We start from the raw sequence: 16,609 nt of genomic DNA, 5'->3' as shown, positions 1-16,609 counted from the left end.
TGGTGGTCACGCCGGGCAGGCCGAGGCCGGGAAGCCGGGCGGCGTTACCCGCCAGGATCGGCCTCCGGTCGTCGGGGAGAGGTTCGGTTCGTCCATCACGCGTACCTGTTCGTCGGCGTACTGCGTGATGTATCCCCACGGGAAGTCGTACGAGTCGGTGCCGAAGACGATCCGCCCGGGACCGGACGTCTCGTGGAAGCGCCGGAACAGGTCCTTGACCGTGTCCCGGGCCTCCGCCCCGGGGCCGCGGCGCCCCCGCCGCCCCGGGGTACGGCGGCCCTTCCCCGGGCGAGACACCGAAGATCTGCGAGTTCCGCCATGTGAGACCGGGGCCCGGGCATCCTGAGACGTCTGCTAACGTGCTAGGCATGCTGCGCGGCCTGCTTCTTAGCTGCCGCGACGAGGGCCTGTAGAGGCCGGCTCCCTCGTCGCGGAGCGAGCCATGCGCGTCGGCCACGATTGTTTTCCCAGTCGAGGAGCCTTGCATGTATCCGCAGCAGCAGCCCAGTCCCATGCCGTTCAAGCGCTATGAGTCCTTCGCGCCGATCCAGCTGGCCGACCGCACCTGGCCGGGGAAGGTCATCGACCGGGCCCCCCGGTGGTGCGCCGTCGACCTGCGTGACGGCAACCAGGCGCTGATCGACCCCATGGACGCCCACCGCAAGCTCAAGATGTTCGAGCTGCTGGTGAAGATGGGCTACAAGGAGATCGAGGTGGGCTTTCCCGCCGCCTCCCAGACCGACTTCGACTTCGTACGGCAGATCATCGAAGAGGGCCTGATCCCCGACGACGTGGTGATCCAGGTCCTGACCCAGTCCAGGGCCGAGCTGATCGAGCGGACCTTCGAGTCGGTGCGCGGCGCCAAGCAGGCGATCATCCACCTGTACAACTCCACCTCCACCCTCCAGCGCCGGGTCGTCTTCGGCCAGGACCGCGAGGGCATCACCGCGATCGCGGTCGAGGGCGCCAAGCTCTGCAAGAAGCTGGCCGCCGAGATGGACGACACCGAGATCTACTTCCAGTACTCCCCGGAGTCCTTCACCGGCACCGAGCTGGAGTACGCGGTGGAGGTCTGCGACGCCGTCAACGACGTCTGGCAGCCCACCCCCGACCGCAAGGTCATCCTCAACCTGCCCGCCACCGTCGAGATGGCCACGCCCAACGTCTACGCCGACCAGATCGAGTGGATGCACCGCAATCTGGCCTACCGCGACTCGATCGTGCTGTCCCTGCACCCCCACAACGACCGCGGCACCGCCGTCGCCGCCGCCGAACTGGGCTACATGGCAGGGGCCGACCGGATCGAGGGCTGCCTGTTCGGCAACGGCGAGCGCACCGGCAACGTCTGCCTGGTCACGCTGGGCATGAACCTGTTCTCCCAGGGCGTCGACCCGGAGGTCGACATCTCCGACATCGACGAGATCCGCCGGGTCACCGAGTACTGCAACCAGCTGCCCGTCCACCCGCGCCACCCGTGGGGCGGCGAGCTCGTCTACACCGCCTTCTCCGGCTCCCACCAGGACGCCATCAAGAAGGGCTTCGAGCACCTGGAGCGCGACGCGGCCGCCGCGGGCGTCCCGGTCGAGGAGTTCGCCTGGGCGGTCCCGTACCTGCCGATCGACCCCAAGGACATCGGCCGTACGTACGAGGCGGTCATCCGGGTCAACAGCCAGTCCGGCAAGGGCGGGGTCGCCTACATCATGAAGGCCGACCACCACCTGGACCTGCCGCGGCGCCTGCAGATCGAGTTCTCCCGCGCCGTCCAGAGCCACACCGACGCCATCGGCGGCGAGGTGAACGCCACCCGGATGTGGGAGGTCTTCACCGACGAGTACCTGCCCAACCCGACGAGCCCGTGGGGCCGCCTGGGTCTGCTGGCCCACCGGAGCACCTCCAGGGGTGACGGGCAGGACGCCATCAGCGCCGACCTGCGCCTCGACGGGGAGATCCGCGAGGTCGAGGGAGTCGGCAACGGTCCCATCTCCGCCTTCTGCGACGCCCTGGCCCGGGTCGGGGTCCAGGTACGCGTCCTCGACTACGCCGAGCACGCCATGAGCGCGGGGACCGACGCCAAGGCCGCCTCCTACATCGAGTGCGAGATCGACGGCCGGACCCTGTGGGGTGTCGGCATCGACTCCAACACCACCACCGCCTCGCTCAAGGCCGTCATCTCCGCGGTCAACCGCGCCGGCCGCTAGCGGAGCGGGCGGGGCGGCACGGCTCCCGCGTACGGCCGCACCGGCCGTGTCGCTCGTGTCGCTCGTGTTGCCCGCGCACCTCTCGCCCGGCGCCGTCCGCGTCGCCCCGCACCCGTACCACCCGCTCCCTCCCGCACAGCCCCGCCTCGTACGGCACGATCTGCCGTACGGGGTCCGACGGCCGCCCACAAGGCATCCACGTCGCTCACCCGACCGCGCCCACCGCGAGATCCGTCCGGGCGCGGTCGAGTCGTCTCCGCTCGCCCCGGGCTCCAACCGGGCCGTCCGGCGGATTTCCCACCTGATGAATTCATGGCATTCCATGGCGAGTCGCTGCGAGACATCCCAACATCATCGACATAGCCTCTTTGCAGCTCAGGGTGTAACTCGCTCCCCCCGAACTGACCGAACGCGACATATTCGGCTGTTTATGGAATTCGTATTTATCGGGGGAATTTATGCGATGTATCCTCGGCCTGGCCACCGCCGGGCTCGTCATCCTCAGCGGTACCGCCGCCGCGGACGCGCAGCCGGCGCGCTACGAACCCGACCCGTCCGCGGCTCAATCGACCGTCGACCCGCCCCCGTGGCCGCCCCGGCCGGTGCCGCTGCCCTACCCCCTGCCGCCTCGCCCGAATCCGGAACCACCCGTCCCCAACCCGTCGTGGATCCGGCCGACGCCGCCCAGGCCCGTTCCGTTCCCACCCCGGCCGATCCCGCTGCCGCCCCGCCCGCCCGTCACGGTCCCGCCGTGGGGTCCGACGATCGACGGCCCGTACCCCAAGCGCCTCACGCTGTCCGTCTCGCGAATGGGCAGGACACGGACCGTCCGGCTCGCATGCACGCCGACGTACGGCACGCACCCTCGCGGGCCGGAGGCGTGCGCGCTGCTGAGCCGGGTGCGGGGCAACCCCGCCTACGTCAGGCTGCCCTGGATGGCCTGCCCGCGGCACTACGACCCCGTCACCGCGTCCGCGACCGGCACCTGGAACGGCCGTTACGTCCAGTACCGGCGGACCTTCAGCAACCAGTGCGAGCTTCGCGCCGCGACCGGGGTGATCTTCTCCTTCTAGGACCCGTCCCGTGAGACACCTAGGACCCGTCCCGCGGGACACGCCTGGAGCACACGCCCCGGACCCGCTCGGCGTCCGGGGCAGGTGATACCGCCGATCGTTGCCCGGGAGGCGGCAGGCGCCGCAGAGACAGGAGAGGCCAAAGGGGCCAAAGAGGCCGGGGGATCGAGCGGGCCCGTCGCCGGACGGCGGGCGGAGCGGTCACGGGCGGAGCGGCCGACGGCCTGCTCGCCGGCGGACGGCCGCCGGTTTCCACGAAAGGAGCCCGTGCGGAGGCGGGGACGTCCCCGCCTCCGCACGGGCCGTTCCGGCCCTGGAGGAAGGCCGTTCACCCCCGCGAGCCGTAAAATGGAGGGAAGTCCCGGGTCGGCGGCCTCGCGTCACGAGCCGGTGCCCACGGCCAGGAGCGGATCCGCGGTAGGACGGGGTGAGACGGCGATGGGCAAGCAGCCTTCGGGAACCGTGCTTTCTTCTGCTCAGCGGGCGGCCCTGCGGGATCTTCTGACCGCGGACCGCGAGAGGACGGTGGCCCAGATCACGGCGTTGACACGTGACTGGGACGACCTCGTCGATTCGTCGGCACTGGTGGCCAACGACGACGAGCACGACCCGGAGGGGGCGACGATCGCCTTCGAGCGGTCCCATCTCCAGGCCCTGCTCGACAGGGCACGAGATCACCTCGCCGCCCTCGACGAGATGGCCGAGCGGCTCCAGCAGGGCACCTACGGCGTGTGCGACGACTGCGGGCGGCCCATCGCCCTGGAGCGCCTGAAGGCACGCCCGGTCGCCCGGACCTGCATCGAGTGCGCCGGACGCGGGCGGTAATGACGCCGAGAGGCTCTGAGCGGGCCGGGTCCCGCCGCCCGCGTCGAGTGCGCCGGATCGGGTGGTGACGACATCCGAGAGGTTTTGAGCGGGCCGGGTCCCGCCGCCCGCGTCGGGATGGCACCGGATCGGGTGGTGACGACTCGCGGCGGTTGTAGCGAAATTCCTGAACTACCCTGGGTGCGGCGATGCCCGCCGTCGCGCCTCGGATGATCATCGGCCATGAGCCGTGTCCCGCACGACCACGACCGCCCGGTCGCGACCCGTGCCCCTCACGGTCACCCGGTGAGCCCGTGTCCCACACGATCACCCGCGTGTGGCGCGCATCCGCCGCGTACGGCCTGGCGTGAGGCGTAGAGAGGGCACATCGTGACCAGAGAACTGCTGAACTGGGCGGGCAACATCACCTATGGCGCCGCGCGGTTCCACCGCCCCGGCGGCATCGAGGAGCTCCAGGAGCTGGTCGCCGGCAGCGGCGCCATCCGGGCACTCGGCACCCGTCACTCCTTCAACGAGATCGCCGACCGCCCCGGTGGCGACCTCGTCTCGCTGGAGGGCCTGCCCGCCGATTTCGAGCTCGACCCGGTGCGGGGCACGGTCACGGTGGGGGGCGGGGTGCGCTACGGCGAGCTGAGCCGGTGGCTGCACGAACGGGGCCACGCGCTGCCCAATCTCGGCTCCCTGCCGCACATCTCGGTCGCCGGTGCCTGCGCCACGGCCACGCACGGCTCCGGCGTCGCCAACGGCAACCTGGCCACCGCCGTCTCCGGCCTGGAACTGGTCACCGCGGACGGTGAGATCACCGTCCTCAGCCGGGAGAAGGACGGCGACCGCTTCGCGGGAGCGGTCGTCGCCCTCGGCGCGCTGGGCATCGTCACCAGGGTCGTCCTCGACGTCGTCCCGGCCTTCGAGGTGCGGCAGTACGTCTACGAGAACCTGCCCTGGGCGCGGATGGAGGAGCACTTCGAGGAGATCCTCTCGGCCGCGTACAGCGTGGGCCTGTTCACCGGCTGGACCGGCTCCGGGATCGACCAGGTGTGGGTGAAGCGCCGCGACGGCGAGCCCGGCCCCTGGGAGCCGGCGCCGCGCTGGCTGGACGCCACGGCGGCCACGGCCGACCGGCACCCGCTGCCGGGGATGTCCGCCGTCAACTGCACCGCGCAGATGGGCGTGCCCGGTCCCTGGTACGACCGGCTGCCGCACTTCCGCCTGGACTTCACCCCGAGCAGCGGGGAGGAGCTCCAGTCGGAGTACCTGCTCCCGCGCCGCCACGCCCTCGCCGCGCTCCGCGCGCTGGACGCGGTCAGGGACGTCGTCGCCCCCGTGCTGCAGATCTCGGAGGTCCGCACCGTCGCGGCGGACGACCTGTGGCTGAGCACCTCCTACCGCGAGGACGTCGTCGCCGTCCACTTCACCTGGAAGAAGGACTGGCCCGCGGTGAGCCGGGTGATCGCCGTGGTCGAGGAGGTGCTGGAGCCCTTCGAGGCCCGCCCGCACTGGGGCAAGCTCTTCCTCATGGGTCCCGAGCGTCTGAACTCCCTGTACGACCGGCTTCCGGACTTCCGGCGGCTGGCCGCCGACCTCGATCCCACGGGCAAGTTCCGCAACCCGTTCCTCGACGCCCGGGTCTTCGGGGGAAGCCCCGTTTCCTGACCGTTCGCAGCCTCAACCTTGATCTGTACATCAGTAGATGAGCGGATCGCATGAGTAGATCCGGGTAGTTAACCCCCATCACAGCGGTAACGGCGCGATGTTAACCATAAAGGTCGCGAATCCGACACTTGTGACGAGGGGGAGACGCATGGAACGCAATACGGTCGTGCGCGCGATGCACGATGTAGGGCTGGCCGCCTGGTTCGGGGGCTCGTTGATGGGCGCGATCGGCCTCAACGGCGCTGCCAACGTGGTCAGTGACAGGAGCGAGCGCCTGCGGGTGGCGAACGTGGGATGGGGACGCTGGAGGCCGGTCAACGCCGTGGGCATCGGCGCCTTCCTCATCGGTTCGGCCGGCCTGCTGGCGGCCAACAAGCAGCGCGTGGCGCATCAGCAGGGAGTGGGGGCGAGCACCGCGACCAAGGCCGCGCTGACCGTCGCCGCGCTGGCCGCGACCGCCTACACCGGGATGCTCGGCGCCAAGCTCGCGGACGCGGGCGACGTGCCCGTGGAGGGCGCCGTGAAGCCGGAGAAGGAGACCCCGGACGACGTGGCCAAAGCGCAGCAGCAGCTGCGGCTCATGCAGTGGGTCATTCCGGCCCTCACCGGGACGATCGTCGTCATGACCTCCCTGCACGGGGAGCAGCAGCGGCCCGGTCAGATCCTCCGGGGAGCCGTGCGCAAGCAGTTCTCCCGGTAGGAGGCTTCCGGCCGGTCACACGGTCTCGCGGAGGTCGTCGTACGCCCGAGGGGCGCCGCCGCCGGTACCCCGGCCGTGCGGGCGGCGGCAGACGGCCTCCGGTCACGTCGGCGGCGTCGCGGCACGCCTCTTCCGCCCGCGGGAACGGGTGGAAGAGGCGTGCCGCCCTGTTCGCCGGGCGTTAACGCGAAGGGGTGGCGTCAGACCTTGGACGTCAGACCGCGGCTGATGGCCTCCTCGCGGAGGCGTTTCAGCGGCAGCGCGGCGCCGTCGCGCTCGATGCGCCAGACGTCCCAGCCGGCGCACGCCCTGGTCCCGGCGACCGCGGCTCCGGCGGCCGACAGGGAATGGTAGGCCTGGCCCGTCGCCGCCACCCTGATCGTCCCGCCCTCCTCGACCGTGGCGAAGTGCATCTCGCCCCTGACCGTACGGAAGATCTTGGCGTTCGGCGCCATCAGACCGAATTTGATCAGGTCGACGACCTCGACGCCGTAGTGGCGGCGGGACCCGGGCTGCTCGGGGGCGGGATCCGGGAGAGGGATCACCGGCAGGCGGAAGCCGAGCCTGACCGGGTTCCAGATCTCCTCGCAGAGGAGCCGGTAGAGGTTCTGCCGCCGTTCGATCTCCCGTACGCCGAACTCCGGGCAGGGCTGGAATGCCCTGTCCAGACCCGAGTCCCTGAGGTAGTGGGTGAACGGGGTGTTGCGCAGTCGGCTCTTGGGGTGCAGGGAGGCCGCGAGCCGGTTCTCCGCGTAGTAGTGCTCGATCTTTCGCTCGTAGGGGTCGTCGCGGAAGCTCGCGTTGACGGACTTGGGCAGGAGCAGCAGGGCACCGAGGCGGTTGCGCCGGATGTAGAACTCCGCGGTGGTCTTGACCTCGGCCCTGTGCCGCTCGAAGCGGTTGGCCCAGACGTGCTCGATCTCGTACTCGCGCGCTCCCCGCAGGAACTCGTACTCGTGGTTTCCCCCCTCGCACTCGCGCTGGACGTGGGCGGTCATCCGGGAGAGCAGGTAGCGGACCAGGCGGCGGTTGTTGGCCCGGAGCCCGAAGGAGGCCAGCTCGCGGAAGTCGTGTTCGAGCAGGGAGGTCTCCCGGCCGAGGACCGTGGCGACGTCGTCGGTGGTCCGGCACATCCGCAGGAGGGGGATGAGCCGGTGGACGATCTCATTGAGGTCGCGGCGCTGCACGGGGAGGTTGTTGACGGACCTGCGCACGTAGACGAGGTCGAGGAACGACGCGACCATCGAGCACTTGCGGGCGAAGACCTCGTCGGAGTCCTCGGGGGAGACGACGGAGAGCAGCAGCGTGAACTGGTTGTCGATGCCGTTGTGGCCGTTGAAGTAGACGCCGGCCAGGGCGGGGGTGAACTCTCGACAGGCGCGGAGCAGCTCGCAGTAGCGCTTCGACACGTTCGTGAGCCGCTGCACGAACGCCTGCGCCTCGGCCACGCGGCCGAGGCCGAGCTGGACGTCGTTGCGCAGGATCCACTCGTGGACGGCTCGCCCGATCTCGGCGGCGTCCGCGGACCCCTCACCGAGATCCGCGTACTGCGCGAGGAGGAACGAGCGGACGTACGCGCTGGGCGTGTTGGCCTCGGGGGAGTCGGTCTCGGAGGTGGTGAGGCGGGCGAGCATGTCGGCCCAGGCCCCGCCGAGGTCCTCGCGCGCCTTCACGTCGACCCGCCGGAAGAGGTGGCCCTTCAGCAGGTCCACGTGGCTCAGCCGGAGCCCTCGGTCGTTCATCGACACGAAGATCTCGCGGCCGTTCTCCTGGTCGAGGGCCCGGATGCCGACCAGGCAGACCCGGTCGAGCAGCCAGTGGACGAAGGGCACCAGGGCCTCGCCGCGCAGCACCTCGGGGAACTCCCCGTCGATCTCCCTGCTCCGGTCGTGCAGGTTGCGCACCGAGACGTGGGCGTTGTCGGGCAGCGTGAACCCCTTGAGACCGTTCCAATCGGTGACCAGGGAGTTGAGCAGCTGCGCGCGGGACAGCTCCTCGGAGCTGCCGACCTTGAAGCTCCGCTTGCCGTGCCGCGCCGTGTAGGTGAGCCGCTCCAGCTCGTCGGCGTCGATCCATCTCTCCTGGTCGAGCAGCAGCTGCCGGAGATAGATCAGCACGAGGTGGAGCGTGGTGACGCGCTGCTGGCCGTCGACGAGGAAGGTGCGGCCCCTGCTCTCGTGGTAGACGTAGGGGCCCAGGAAGTACGGGGCGTAGCGGCCGACCTCCTCGCGGTCGTGCAGGGGTTTCCACTGGCTGAGAAAGCGCTGGCCGAGGTCGTCGATCAGGGTGCCGACCTCGTGGCGGGTCCAGGTGTACTCCCGCTGGTAGTAGTCCAGCGCGAAGGAATTCCGCTCGAACAGCGTGCGGACCGTCACGCCTTCGCCGTGAATAGGACTTTCCACCATGAAGTCGGGGGTGCCTTTCGTCCATCGAGAAGACGACTCATTCGAGAGCCTTTCACCTCGTTTATCACTCCAGGCAGGTGGACGTTACTCATCGCGGCCAAGTCGTGACGTGTCAGGCAGGTAGCCCGAGGGTGCGGGCCTGGCAGCGCATGGCGTGGTCGAAGGCCGCCGCGAGGTCGAGGATCGCGTTGTTGAACTGGCCGAACAGCTCGAAGTTGAGCCAGCCGAACAGGCCGGTCCAGGCGATCAGGCCGCGGACGATCACGTCGTCGGGGACGTCGGGCATCAGCTCGCGCACGCGCGCGGCGTCCTCGTGGAAGGACGGCGGGGCGGGCGGCTGGGTGGTGTCGGGCGGGTTCAGCGCTCCGGCGCGGTGGGCGTCGGAGACGATCCGGCCGTAGACGACGGTGTCGCGGACCGCGGCGGGGACGGTGTCCTGCGGTGCCCGGTAGCCGGGTACGGGTGAGCCGTACAGCAGGGCGTACTCGTGCGGATGGGCCAGCGCCCAGTCCCGTACGGCGTGGCAGACCGCCATCCACCTGCCCCCGTGGTCCTCGGGCGGCACGGCCGCGTCGGCGTTCTCCACGGCCTCGCCGACGGCGTTGTAGCCGTCGATGATCAGGGCCGTGAGCAGGTCGTCCCTGGACGGGAAGTAGCGGTAGATCGCCGACGAGGCCATGCCCATCTCGCGGGCGACCGCGCGCAGGGACAGGCCGCTCGCGCCGTCGACGGCCAGCTGCCGCCGGGCGACGTCTGTGATCTCGCGGGTCAGCTCGGCTCTGACCCTCTCGCGTGCGGTGAGGCTCGAACTCATGCCGCGACCATATCAGAGCACTGAGAACAAAAGAGAGCACTGCTCTTGACGAACACTGCTCTCTAGCGAGAGCATTGCTCTCATAACGGAACGGTGATTCTCAAGGAGCCTCCATGCTGTCCCTGGCCAAGAACCTCAACCTTCTCGTCATGTTCCTGCTGGAGCTGGGCGTGCTGGCCTCCGTCGGTTACTGGGGTTTCGTCGTGGGCTCGGACTGGCCGCTGAAGCTGCTCCTCGGCCTCGGCGGGCCCGCCCTGTTCATCGCGATCTGGGCGATCTTCGGCGCGGCCGGCGGCGCGATGATCCCGCTCACCGGCTTCGCCCGCGTCGTCCTTGAGGTGCTCTGGTTCGGCGGCGGCGCCGTGGCGCTGGTCATGGCGGGCCGCCTCGTCCCCGGAGCCGCCTTCGCCGCCGTCTTCGTCCTCAACGCCGTCCTCCGGCTCGTCTGGAACCAGTGAAGCCGGACACATCGGCGATCAGCGATCAGTGAAGGAAGAGGAATCATGACCAAGCACGTCATCGCGGGAGCCGGTCAGGTCGGCTCCGAGGTCGCCCGGCAACTGGCCGGGCAGGGGCACGAGGTCGTCCTCGTCAGCCGCTCGGGCTCGGGTCCCGACCTGCCGGGAATCCGCAGGGTCGCCGCGGACGTGAGCGACCGCGAGAAGCTGACCGCCCTGACCGGGGGCGCCGCCGTCCTCTACAACTGCGTCAACCCGCGCTACCACGAGTGGGCGCGTGACTGGCCGCCGCTCGCCGCGTCACTGCTGGGAGCCGCCGAGACCACCGGGGCGGGATACGTCATCCTCGGCAACCTCTACGTCTACGCGGCTCCCGACCGGCCGATGCGGGAGAACGACCCGCTGGACCCGCCCAGCGCCAAGGGCGCGATCCGGGTCAAGGTGTGGCGGGACGCCCTGGCCGCGCACGAGGCGGGCCGGGTCAGGGTGACCGAGGTGCGCGGATCCGACTACTTCGGCCCCGGCTGTCTCGACCAGTCGCACCTCGGGGAGAGGTTCGTCCCCGCGCTGCTGGCCGGCAGGACCGTCCGCTTCGCCGGCGACCCCGCCCAGCCGCACAGCTGGACCTACGTGCCCGACGTCGCGCGGACCCTGGTCGCGGCCGGCGAGGGAGACCGCGCCTGGGGCCGCGCGTGGCACGTCCCGACGAACGAGCCGATGTCGGTGCGCGAGGTCGCCGGCCGCCTGTGCGCGCTCGCCGGAGTCCCCGATCCGGGGGTCAAGGCCATGCCCCACTGGCTGCTGCGCGCCGCCGGGCTCTTCTCACCGATGCTCGGGGAACTGGAGGAATTGCGCTACCAGTTCGTCCGCCCCTTCGTCCTCGACTCCGGCGACTCCCAGGCCGCCCTCGGCCTCGCGCCGACCCCGATGGACGAGGCGCTGGCCGCGACGCTCGCCTGGTGGCGCGACCGCCTGGCCGTGGCGGCGTAGCGGAGGACGTCCCACGCCGTACGCGGGGGAGCGCGGGGCACCCCCGCCGGGTGGGATCGGCGGCACGCCGCCCCTGCCGGGGCGGGGCCGCACCCGCCCGAACGGGGAGGCCGGGGCCGCACCCGCCGGGGCGGGGCCGGGGGCACGCCGTACGCTTTGAGCATGAAGATCGCTGTCATCGGCCTCGGGGACATCGCGGAGAAGGCGTACCTGCCGGTCCTGGGCGCGACCCCCGGACTCGACCTCCACCTGTGCACCCGTGACCGCGCCACGCTCGACCGCCTCGGCGACGCCTACCGGGTCGAGCGCCGTTTCTCCTCGGTCGACGAGGTGCTCGGAGCGGGGGTCGAGGCGGCCTTCGTGCACGTCGCGACGGCCGCGCACGCGGAGGTCGTCGAGCCGCTGCTGCGAGCGGGCGTGCACGTCTACCTGGACAAGCCGATCGCCTACACCCTCGCCGAGTCCGAGCGCCTGGTGCGGCTGGCGCGCGAGAGCGAACGGTCGCTGCTCGTCGGCTTCAACCGCCGCAGGGCACCGTCCTACGCGGCACTGCGCGACCTTCCCCGCGACCTGGTGGTGATGCAGAAGCACCGCGCGCGCCACCCCGCCGACCCGCGGACCGTCGTCTACGACGACTTCGTCCACGTCGTGGACACCCTCAGGTTCCTGGTGCCCGGCGAGGTCGAGCACACCGGCATCCGCACCCGGGTCAGGGACGGGCTGCTGGAGTACGTGACGCTGGAGCTGTCCGGGGACGGCTTCACCGCCTTCGGGATCATGAACAGGATGAGCGGTGCGGCCGAGGAGACCGTGGAGGTCACGGGAGGCGGTGCCAGGCGCCGCGTGGTCAACCTGGCCGACGTGATCGACTACACCGGCGGCGAGACCCTCACCAGGCGAGGCGACTGGACCCCGGTCTCCCGGCAGCGGGGCATCGAGCGGGTCTGCCTGGAGTTTCTCGACGCGGTCCGCTCCGGCACCGTCCTCGACGCCGGCGACGCCCTGGCCACCCACGCGATCTGCGAGGACATCGTCACCGCCGCGACCTGATCGAGGCCGGTGAGTCAGGCGGTCGCGGGTCTGACCAGGGTGACGCGCTGGTCGATCTTGGCCCATTTCCTGTCGGCGGAGAGGACCTCGGCATCCATGACGATGCCGGTGGCCAGTACGAGAGCGTCGGGCAGGCGCAGCGCGGAGTGTGTCGCACGGAGCCTGGCCGCCGTGACGGCGACGTCCAGATCGATGGGAACCGGTGTGCCGAACGCGGAGACGAGACGTCTGAGCCGGTCCGTCAGGGCGTGCTCGCCCTGACGGGCGGCGCCCACCAGAATCTCCGAAGACACGATGATGGGGACGACGAGCTTGTCACCACGGAGACGACGCTCCCGAACGGTCTCGGCGGCGACTCTGTGCAGCGAGTCCTTGGGGTCGAAGATCCCCAACAGGACGCAGCTGTCGATGACTACCGGCGCCATTCGTTCCGCAATGCCTGGAGGTCGGTCGCCGCGGAGAGCCCGGGAGCGGAGCCGATCAGGGTCTCGAGGGAATCTTCTTCCTCGTCCTGAACCTCGGTGCCGACCTGCCAAGCCTCCGGAGAGTCCTCAGCGGGAAGCACCATGAATCGGCGCCGTCCGTGCTCGGTGAGGTAGGCGATACCCCGCTCACTGGCCGCACGGGTCAGCTGGTCAAGATGCTCGGATGCCTCGTCGAGGGCTATCTCGAATGCGGGCTCAGCCATGCTCCTAGGTTAATCCCATCGAGATTTGTTCGCACTGGGTTATCTTCTTTTGACGTGGAGTGATCAGGATGTGGGTGTGATCGGCGAGGACATCGTCACCGCCGCGACCTGACCGCCCGCGTCGCGCGCCCCGGTGGCACGACGCGGACGGCCGGCTCGCCGGGTCCCCGCCGGAAAGACGGCGGGACGTCCCCGGTCAGCGTTCGGCCAGGTACCTCCGGCCGAGGGCGCGCAGGCGATCGTGGGCCGACTCGTAGGCGTCCGGACGGCCGAGGGCGGACTTGGGAAGCTTGGCGACCATCGTGTAGTTGGTGTCGCAGACGTTGCCGACCGGGGCCTCGCCGATCTGGCTGACCAGCTGGTAGGCGTCCAGCGGGTCCAGGCCGGTGAGCTCGGAGGCCCAGGTGACCAGGTCGTGCTGGCTGATCCGGTAGGCGTCCTCCAGCGGGCGGGCCGAGCCGGTGGACATCAGGTGGGCGTCGTCCTCCAGGCGGGGCCACGGGGTGCTCACCCCCTTGATCAGCTCCACGGCGACGACGGTGTTCATCGCCGCCTCGACGGCGGTGCCGCACACCTCGCCGTGCCCCTGCCTGGCGTGCCCGTCGCCGATCGCGAAGAGCCCGCCCTCGACGTTGACGCCGAGATAGACGGTCACCCCGGCGCGCAGCTCGGGGGTGTCCATGTTGCCCCCGTGGGCGTCCGGGGTGATCGTCATGCGGGCCTCGGACGCGGCGGGCGCGACGCCGACCGTGCCGTGCATCGGGTCGAGCGGCAGCTCGACCGTGAAGTCGCTCCTGCGGGCGTGGTAGCGGACCACGCCCGCGGCCGTGTCGATGTCGTAGCGCCAGACCAGCTCCTCCAGGGGAGGGGTGAGCATCGCGGTGGTGTGGGTGCCGGTCAGCGCGCCGAAGTGCGGGAACGTGGCCGACACGGCCCAGTCCCTGGCGGGTTCGATGGAGACGAAGTGCAGCGCGAGCGTGTCGCCGGGCTCGGCCCCCTCCACGTGGAAGGGCCCGGTGACGGGGTTGAGGTAGGGGAACTCGCAGACCCGCGAGGGCAGGTCGTCGACCGAGGTCACCAGGCCGCCGAAGCAGTCCTCGGTGTACGTCTCGACGATGGAGCCGGGGGCGACCCTGGCCACCGCGGGCCGCCCGCCGAAGGTGTAGCTGAGGTCCTCGGGCGCGGGGCGGTAGGAGAAGACGTTCATCGCGCGCCCTCCGGGGGAAGCGGGGCGGAACCGCGTTCCGCGACGGGAAGGGCGGAGGGGGCGCGGAGGGAGCCGGGCCCCTCCCCGACCTCCTGGAAGATCTCGAACACGGTTCTGCCCTCGCATGTTGTCGGGTCGGTGGGACGGGGGTCGTGGGCTCTCAGGGCTTGCCGGCCGTGTCGGGTGCCTCCGGGGTGTCGACGAGTCCGGCCAGGGTGGGCCGACGGCCCGTGGCGTAGGAGACGCCCAGCACCACCAGGCCGACGCCGAACCAGACGATGCCGAGCGTCTGGGCCGCGATGCTGGCGTTGATCACGACGTAGAGCAGGATCGCGAAGCCGAGCACCGGGGCGACGAGGTGCCGCCACAGGTCGCGGCTGCCCCGGCGCACGACGTAGTGGACGACCACCGACACGTGCAGCGCGAGGAAGGCGGTCATCGCCCCGAAGTTGACCAGCCCGCTGATCAGCGTGATGCCGTCGTCGCGGGTGGTCAGGTAGAGCCCGACGATCAGGGAGACCGCGGCCACCACGAGGGTGGCGTTGACGGGCACCCGGTGCTTGGGGTCGATCTTGGCCAGGAAGGAGGGGAGCTGGCGGTCGCGGGCCATCGCGAACAGCAGCCGGGAGGTGGCGGCCTGGGCGACCAGGGAGTTGGCGAAGCCCCAGGCGATGGCGGTGGCGACCGCGGTCAGCACGCTGAGCCAGTGGCCCCCGGCGAACGCGGCCATGTCGTAGAAGGCGGTGCCCGCCGGGTCGCCCTCGGTCAGCAGGCGGGCCCGGTCGGGGGTGAGCAGCGCGGCCACCCAGGTCTGCGCGATGAACAGCACCCCGGCCAGGCCAAGCGCCGCGACCATGGACCTGCCGAGCCGCCGCGAGTCCTCGCGGCTCTCCTCGGCCATCATCGAGATGCCGTCGAAGCCGAGGAAGGACAGCACCGCGATCGAGACCGCGCCGAAGACGAGCGACCAGGAGAAGGTCGAGGAGTCGAACAGCGGGCTGAGCGCGCCCGCCTGGGCCTTGCCCTGGGCCAGGGCGACCACCCCGACGACCATGAAGATCGCCAGCACGATGAGCTCGCCGATCAGCATGATCTTCGTGATCCGCGCGGTCATCTGGATGCCCGTGTAGTTCACGACCGTGTTGAGCACCACGAACACGATCAGCCAGCCCCAGACGGGGATGGCGGGCACGAAGGAGGCCATCGCCGCGCTCGCGATGAGATAGAGCAGGGCGGGCACCAGCACGTAGTCGAGCAGGATCACCCACCCGGCCAGGAAGCCGACGGGCGCGGCGATGCCGCGGCCCGCGTAGGTGTAGACCGATCCGGCCATCGGGAACGCGCGGGCCATCTGCGCGTACGAGAGCGCGGTGAAGGCCATCGCGACCATGCCGATGGCGTACGCGAGGGCGACCATGCCCCCCGAGGCCTGGAAGACGCCGCCGAAGATGCCGAACGGCGCGATCGGGACCATGAAGATCAGGCCGTAGACGAGCAGGTCGGTGAAGCTCAGTGACCTGCGGAGTTCCTGTCGGTAGCCGAATTGCTCCAGTGAGGGATCGGTTGTCATGTACGGCTCCTTGAAGTGGCTGCAGCCGTACCCTAGAACCTTTCTTTTCAAAGGAAAAGTTTCCAGTCGAACGTTTTTGTCCGACCTTGACCCGCCGCACATCCGGGGCCGGTACGGAACCGCCGCACCCGCCGGCGAGCCACTGCCGCAGGTCCGGAACCGGGCCCGTCCCCCAGGCCTCGACCCCGTACGGGCCCTAGAGACGTTCGGCGTACCAGGTCGGAGACTCGCCGAACATGTCCTTGAAGTCCCGGACGAAGTGCGCCTGGTCCGCGTACCCGAGTTCGGTCGCCAGTCCCGCCCAGTCCGCCGGCGCGCCCCGCGCCAGCCGCTCGGTGACCTCGTGCAGCCGGTAGCGGCGGATCACCCATTTCGCACCGATGCCGACGTAGTCGGCGAACAGCCGCTGCAGTTCCCGGACACTGGTCTCGGCGTGGTTGGCCAGCGTGGTGACCCTGGTGATCTCCGGATTGGCGGCGATCGTCGCGACGATCCCCGCGGCTCGCTCCACCTTGGCGTCGCGCTCGGGCAGCCGCGCCCTGAGGAAGTCCTCGACGGCCGCGACGTCGACCGGGTCCGGCAGGTCACCGGTGAACACCTGGCGCGCGTCGAGGGACCGGTTCGTGATCGTCGAGACGGGCGCACCCAGGAACGGCCGGAATCCCCCCGGCCGGAACGCCACCCCGAATACGCCGCCCCTGCCTTCCAGCACCTTGATCTGATGCCCGTCACAGATGCCCTGCACCGTCGCGCCGTTGTCACGGAAGGTCAGGTGCACATTGGGGTACGGCACGACCAGCTGCCGGTAGGGCTCGGCGTAGTCCCACGAGACCACCCAGTAGCGCTCGACGTACGGCGCCAGATCGGGCGACGGCCTCGGAAAGGCGTGGCGCTGGAACCTCGTCCACGCACCGGCGAGCTCACGGATGTCCCTGGACATGCGGCCGAGCCTATGTCGCGTTTGTTCAATACACCCGT

General features: G+C 70.3%; 16 protein-coding genes. 8 read left to right on the top strand and 8 right to left on the bottom strand.

All coding sequences use genetic code 11. The features are described from left to right. Positions 1–6: 6 nt before the first annotated feature. Entirely contained in the window at positions 7–297 is a 291-nt protein-coding gene (locus tag AB0F88_RS04560) for a hypothetical protein (RefSeq protein WP_362677300.1), read from the bottom strand. 188 nt (positions 298–485) lie between these two features. On the opposite strand from AB0F88_RS04560, the gene leuA reads away from it, so the two are divergent. The 5 genes from leuA to AB0F88_RS04535 all read left to right on the top strand — a co-directional run bounded on the left by leuA (position 486) and on the right by AB0F88_RS04535 (position 6,449). Further along, the gene (gene leuA / locus AB0F88_RS04555; protein WP_362677298.1) at positions 486–2,198 is read left to right on the top strand and encodes a 2-isopropylmalate synthase; all 1,713 of its coding nucleotides are present in this window, start codon (positions 486–488) and stop codon (positions 2,196–2,198) included. A gap of 458 nt (positions 2,199–2,656) precedes the next feature. Then, the gene (locus AB0F88_RS04550) at positions 2,657–3,271 is read left to right on the top strand and encodes an SSI family serine proteinase inhibitor (protein ID WP_362677296.1); all 615 of its coding nucleotides are present in this window, start codon (positions 2,657–2,659) and stop codon (positions 3,269–3,271) included. A gap of 438 nt (positions 3,272–3,709) precedes the next feature. After that, a complete protein-coding gene (locus AB0F88_RS04545) occupies positions 3,710–4,096 on the top strand; it encodes a TraR/DksA C4-type zinc finger protein (protein ID WP_362677294.1) in 387 nt (128 codons plus the stop codon). Positions 4,097–4,465: 369 nt separating this feature from the next. Further along, on the top strand, positions 4,466–5,749 hold the full coding sequence (locus AB0F88_RS04540; protein ID WP_362677293.1) for a D-arabinono-1,4-lactone oxidase: 1,284 nt from the start codon (positions 4,466–4,468) through the stop codon (positions 5,747–5,749). 148 nt (positions 5,750–5,897) lie between these two features. Further along, a complete protein-coding gene (locus tag AB0F88_RS04535) occupies positions 5,898–6,449 on the top strand; it encodes a hypothetical protein (protein WP_362677292.1) in 552 nt (183 codons plus the stop codon). Between the two features lie 200 nt (positions 6,450–6,649). On the opposite strand, the gene AB0F88_RS04530 is transcribed toward AB0F88_RS04535, so the two are convergent. After that, positions 6,650–8,824: a DUF262 domain-containing protein gene (locus tag AB0F88_RS04530; protein ID WP_362677291.1), complete on the bottom strand. Its 2,175-nt coding sequence runs from the start codon at positions 8,822–8,824 to the stop codon at positions 6,650–6,652. A 142-nt stretch (positions 8,825–8,966) separates the two neighbouring features. Next, complete coding sequence (locus AB0F88_RS04525; RefSeq protein ID WP_362677289.1) at positions 8,967–9,668, bottom strand: TetR/AcrR family transcriptional regulator; 702 nt, start codon at positions 9,666–9,668, stop codon at positions 8,967–8,969. A gap of 113 nt (positions 9,669–9,781) precedes the next feature. Between AB0F88_RS04525 and AB0F88_RS04520 the strand changes: the two genes are divergently transcribed. The 3 genes from AB0F88_RS04520 to AB0F88_RS04510 all read left to right on the top strand — a co-directional run bounded on the left by AB0F88_RS04520 (position 9,782) and on the right by AB0F88_RS04510 (position 12,166). Beyond that, on the top strand, positions 9,782–10,126 hold the full coding sequence (locus tag AB0F88_RS04520; RefSeq protein WP_362677287.1) for a YrdB family protein: 345 nt from the start codon (positions 9,782–9,784) through the stop codon (positions 10,124–10,126). A gap of 45 nt (positions 10,127–10,171) precedes the next feature. After that, positions 10,172–11,116: an NAD-dependent epimerase/dehydratase family protein gene (locus AB0F88_RS04515; protein ID WP_362677285.1), complete on the top strand. Its 945-nt coding sequence runs from the start codon at positions 10,172–10,174 to the stop codon at positions 11,114–11,116. A gap of 162 nt (positions 11,117–11,278) precedes the next feature. After that, a complete protein-coding gene (locus AB0F88_RS04510; protein WP_362677283.1) occupies positions 11,279–12,166 on the top strand; it encodes a Gfo/Idh/MocA family oxidoreductase in 888 nt (295 codons plus the stop codon). Between the two features lie 14 nt (positions 12,167–12,180). Here the strand turns inward: AB0F88_RS04510 and AB0F88_RS04505 are convergent, their stop codons facing one another. The 5 genes from AB0F88_RS04505 to AB0F88_RS04485 form a co-directional block, all read right to left on the bottom strand. Beyond that, positions 12,181–12,591: a PIN domain-containing protein gene (locus tag AB0F88_RS04505; RefSeq protein ID WP_362677281.1), complete on the bottom strand. Its 411-nt coding sequence runs from the start codon at positions 12,589–12,591 to the stop codon at positions 12,181–12,183. Next, positions 12,579–12,854 carry a hypothetical protein gene (locus AB0F88_RS04500; RefSeq protein ID WP_362677279.1) on the bottom strand — a complete coding sequence of 92 codons (276 nt, stop codon included), beginning with the start codon at positions 12,852–12,854 and terminating at the stop codon, positions 12,579–12,581. The genes AB0F88_RS04505 and AB0F88_RS04500 overlap by 13 nt, the downstream gene beginning before the upstream one ends. 196 nt (positions 12,855–13,050) lie before the next feature. Further along, positions 13,051–14,061: an acetamidase/formamidase family protein gene (locus AB0F88_RS04495; protein ID WP_362677277.1), complete on the bottom strand. Its 1,011-nt coding sequence runs from the start codon at positions 14,059–14,061 to the stop codon at positions 13,051–13,053. A gap of 160 nt (positions 14,062–14,221) precedes the next feature. Then, entirely contained in the window at positions 14,222–15,631 is a 1,410-nt protein-coding gene (locus AB0F88_RS04490) for an APC family permease (protein ID WP_362677275.1), read from the bottom strand. Positions 15,632–15,827: 196 nt separating this feature from the next. After that, positions 15,828–16,571 carry a helix-turn-helix domain-containing protein gene (locus tag AB0F88_RS04485; protein WP_362677273.1) on the bottom strand — a complete coding sequence of 248 codons (744 nt, stop codon included), beginning with the start codon at positions 16,569–16,571 and terminating at the stop codon, positions 15,828–15,830. Between the last annotated feature and the right edge of the window lie 38 nt (positions 16,572–16,609).

It is taken from the genome of Streptosporangium sp. NPDC023963, assembly GCF_040639135.1.
Taxonomy (GTDB): Bacteria; Actinomycetota; Actinomycetes; order Streptosporangiales; family Streptosporangiaceae; genus Streptosporangium.
This window is presented reverse-complemented; position numbering and strand designations above follow the sequence as displayed.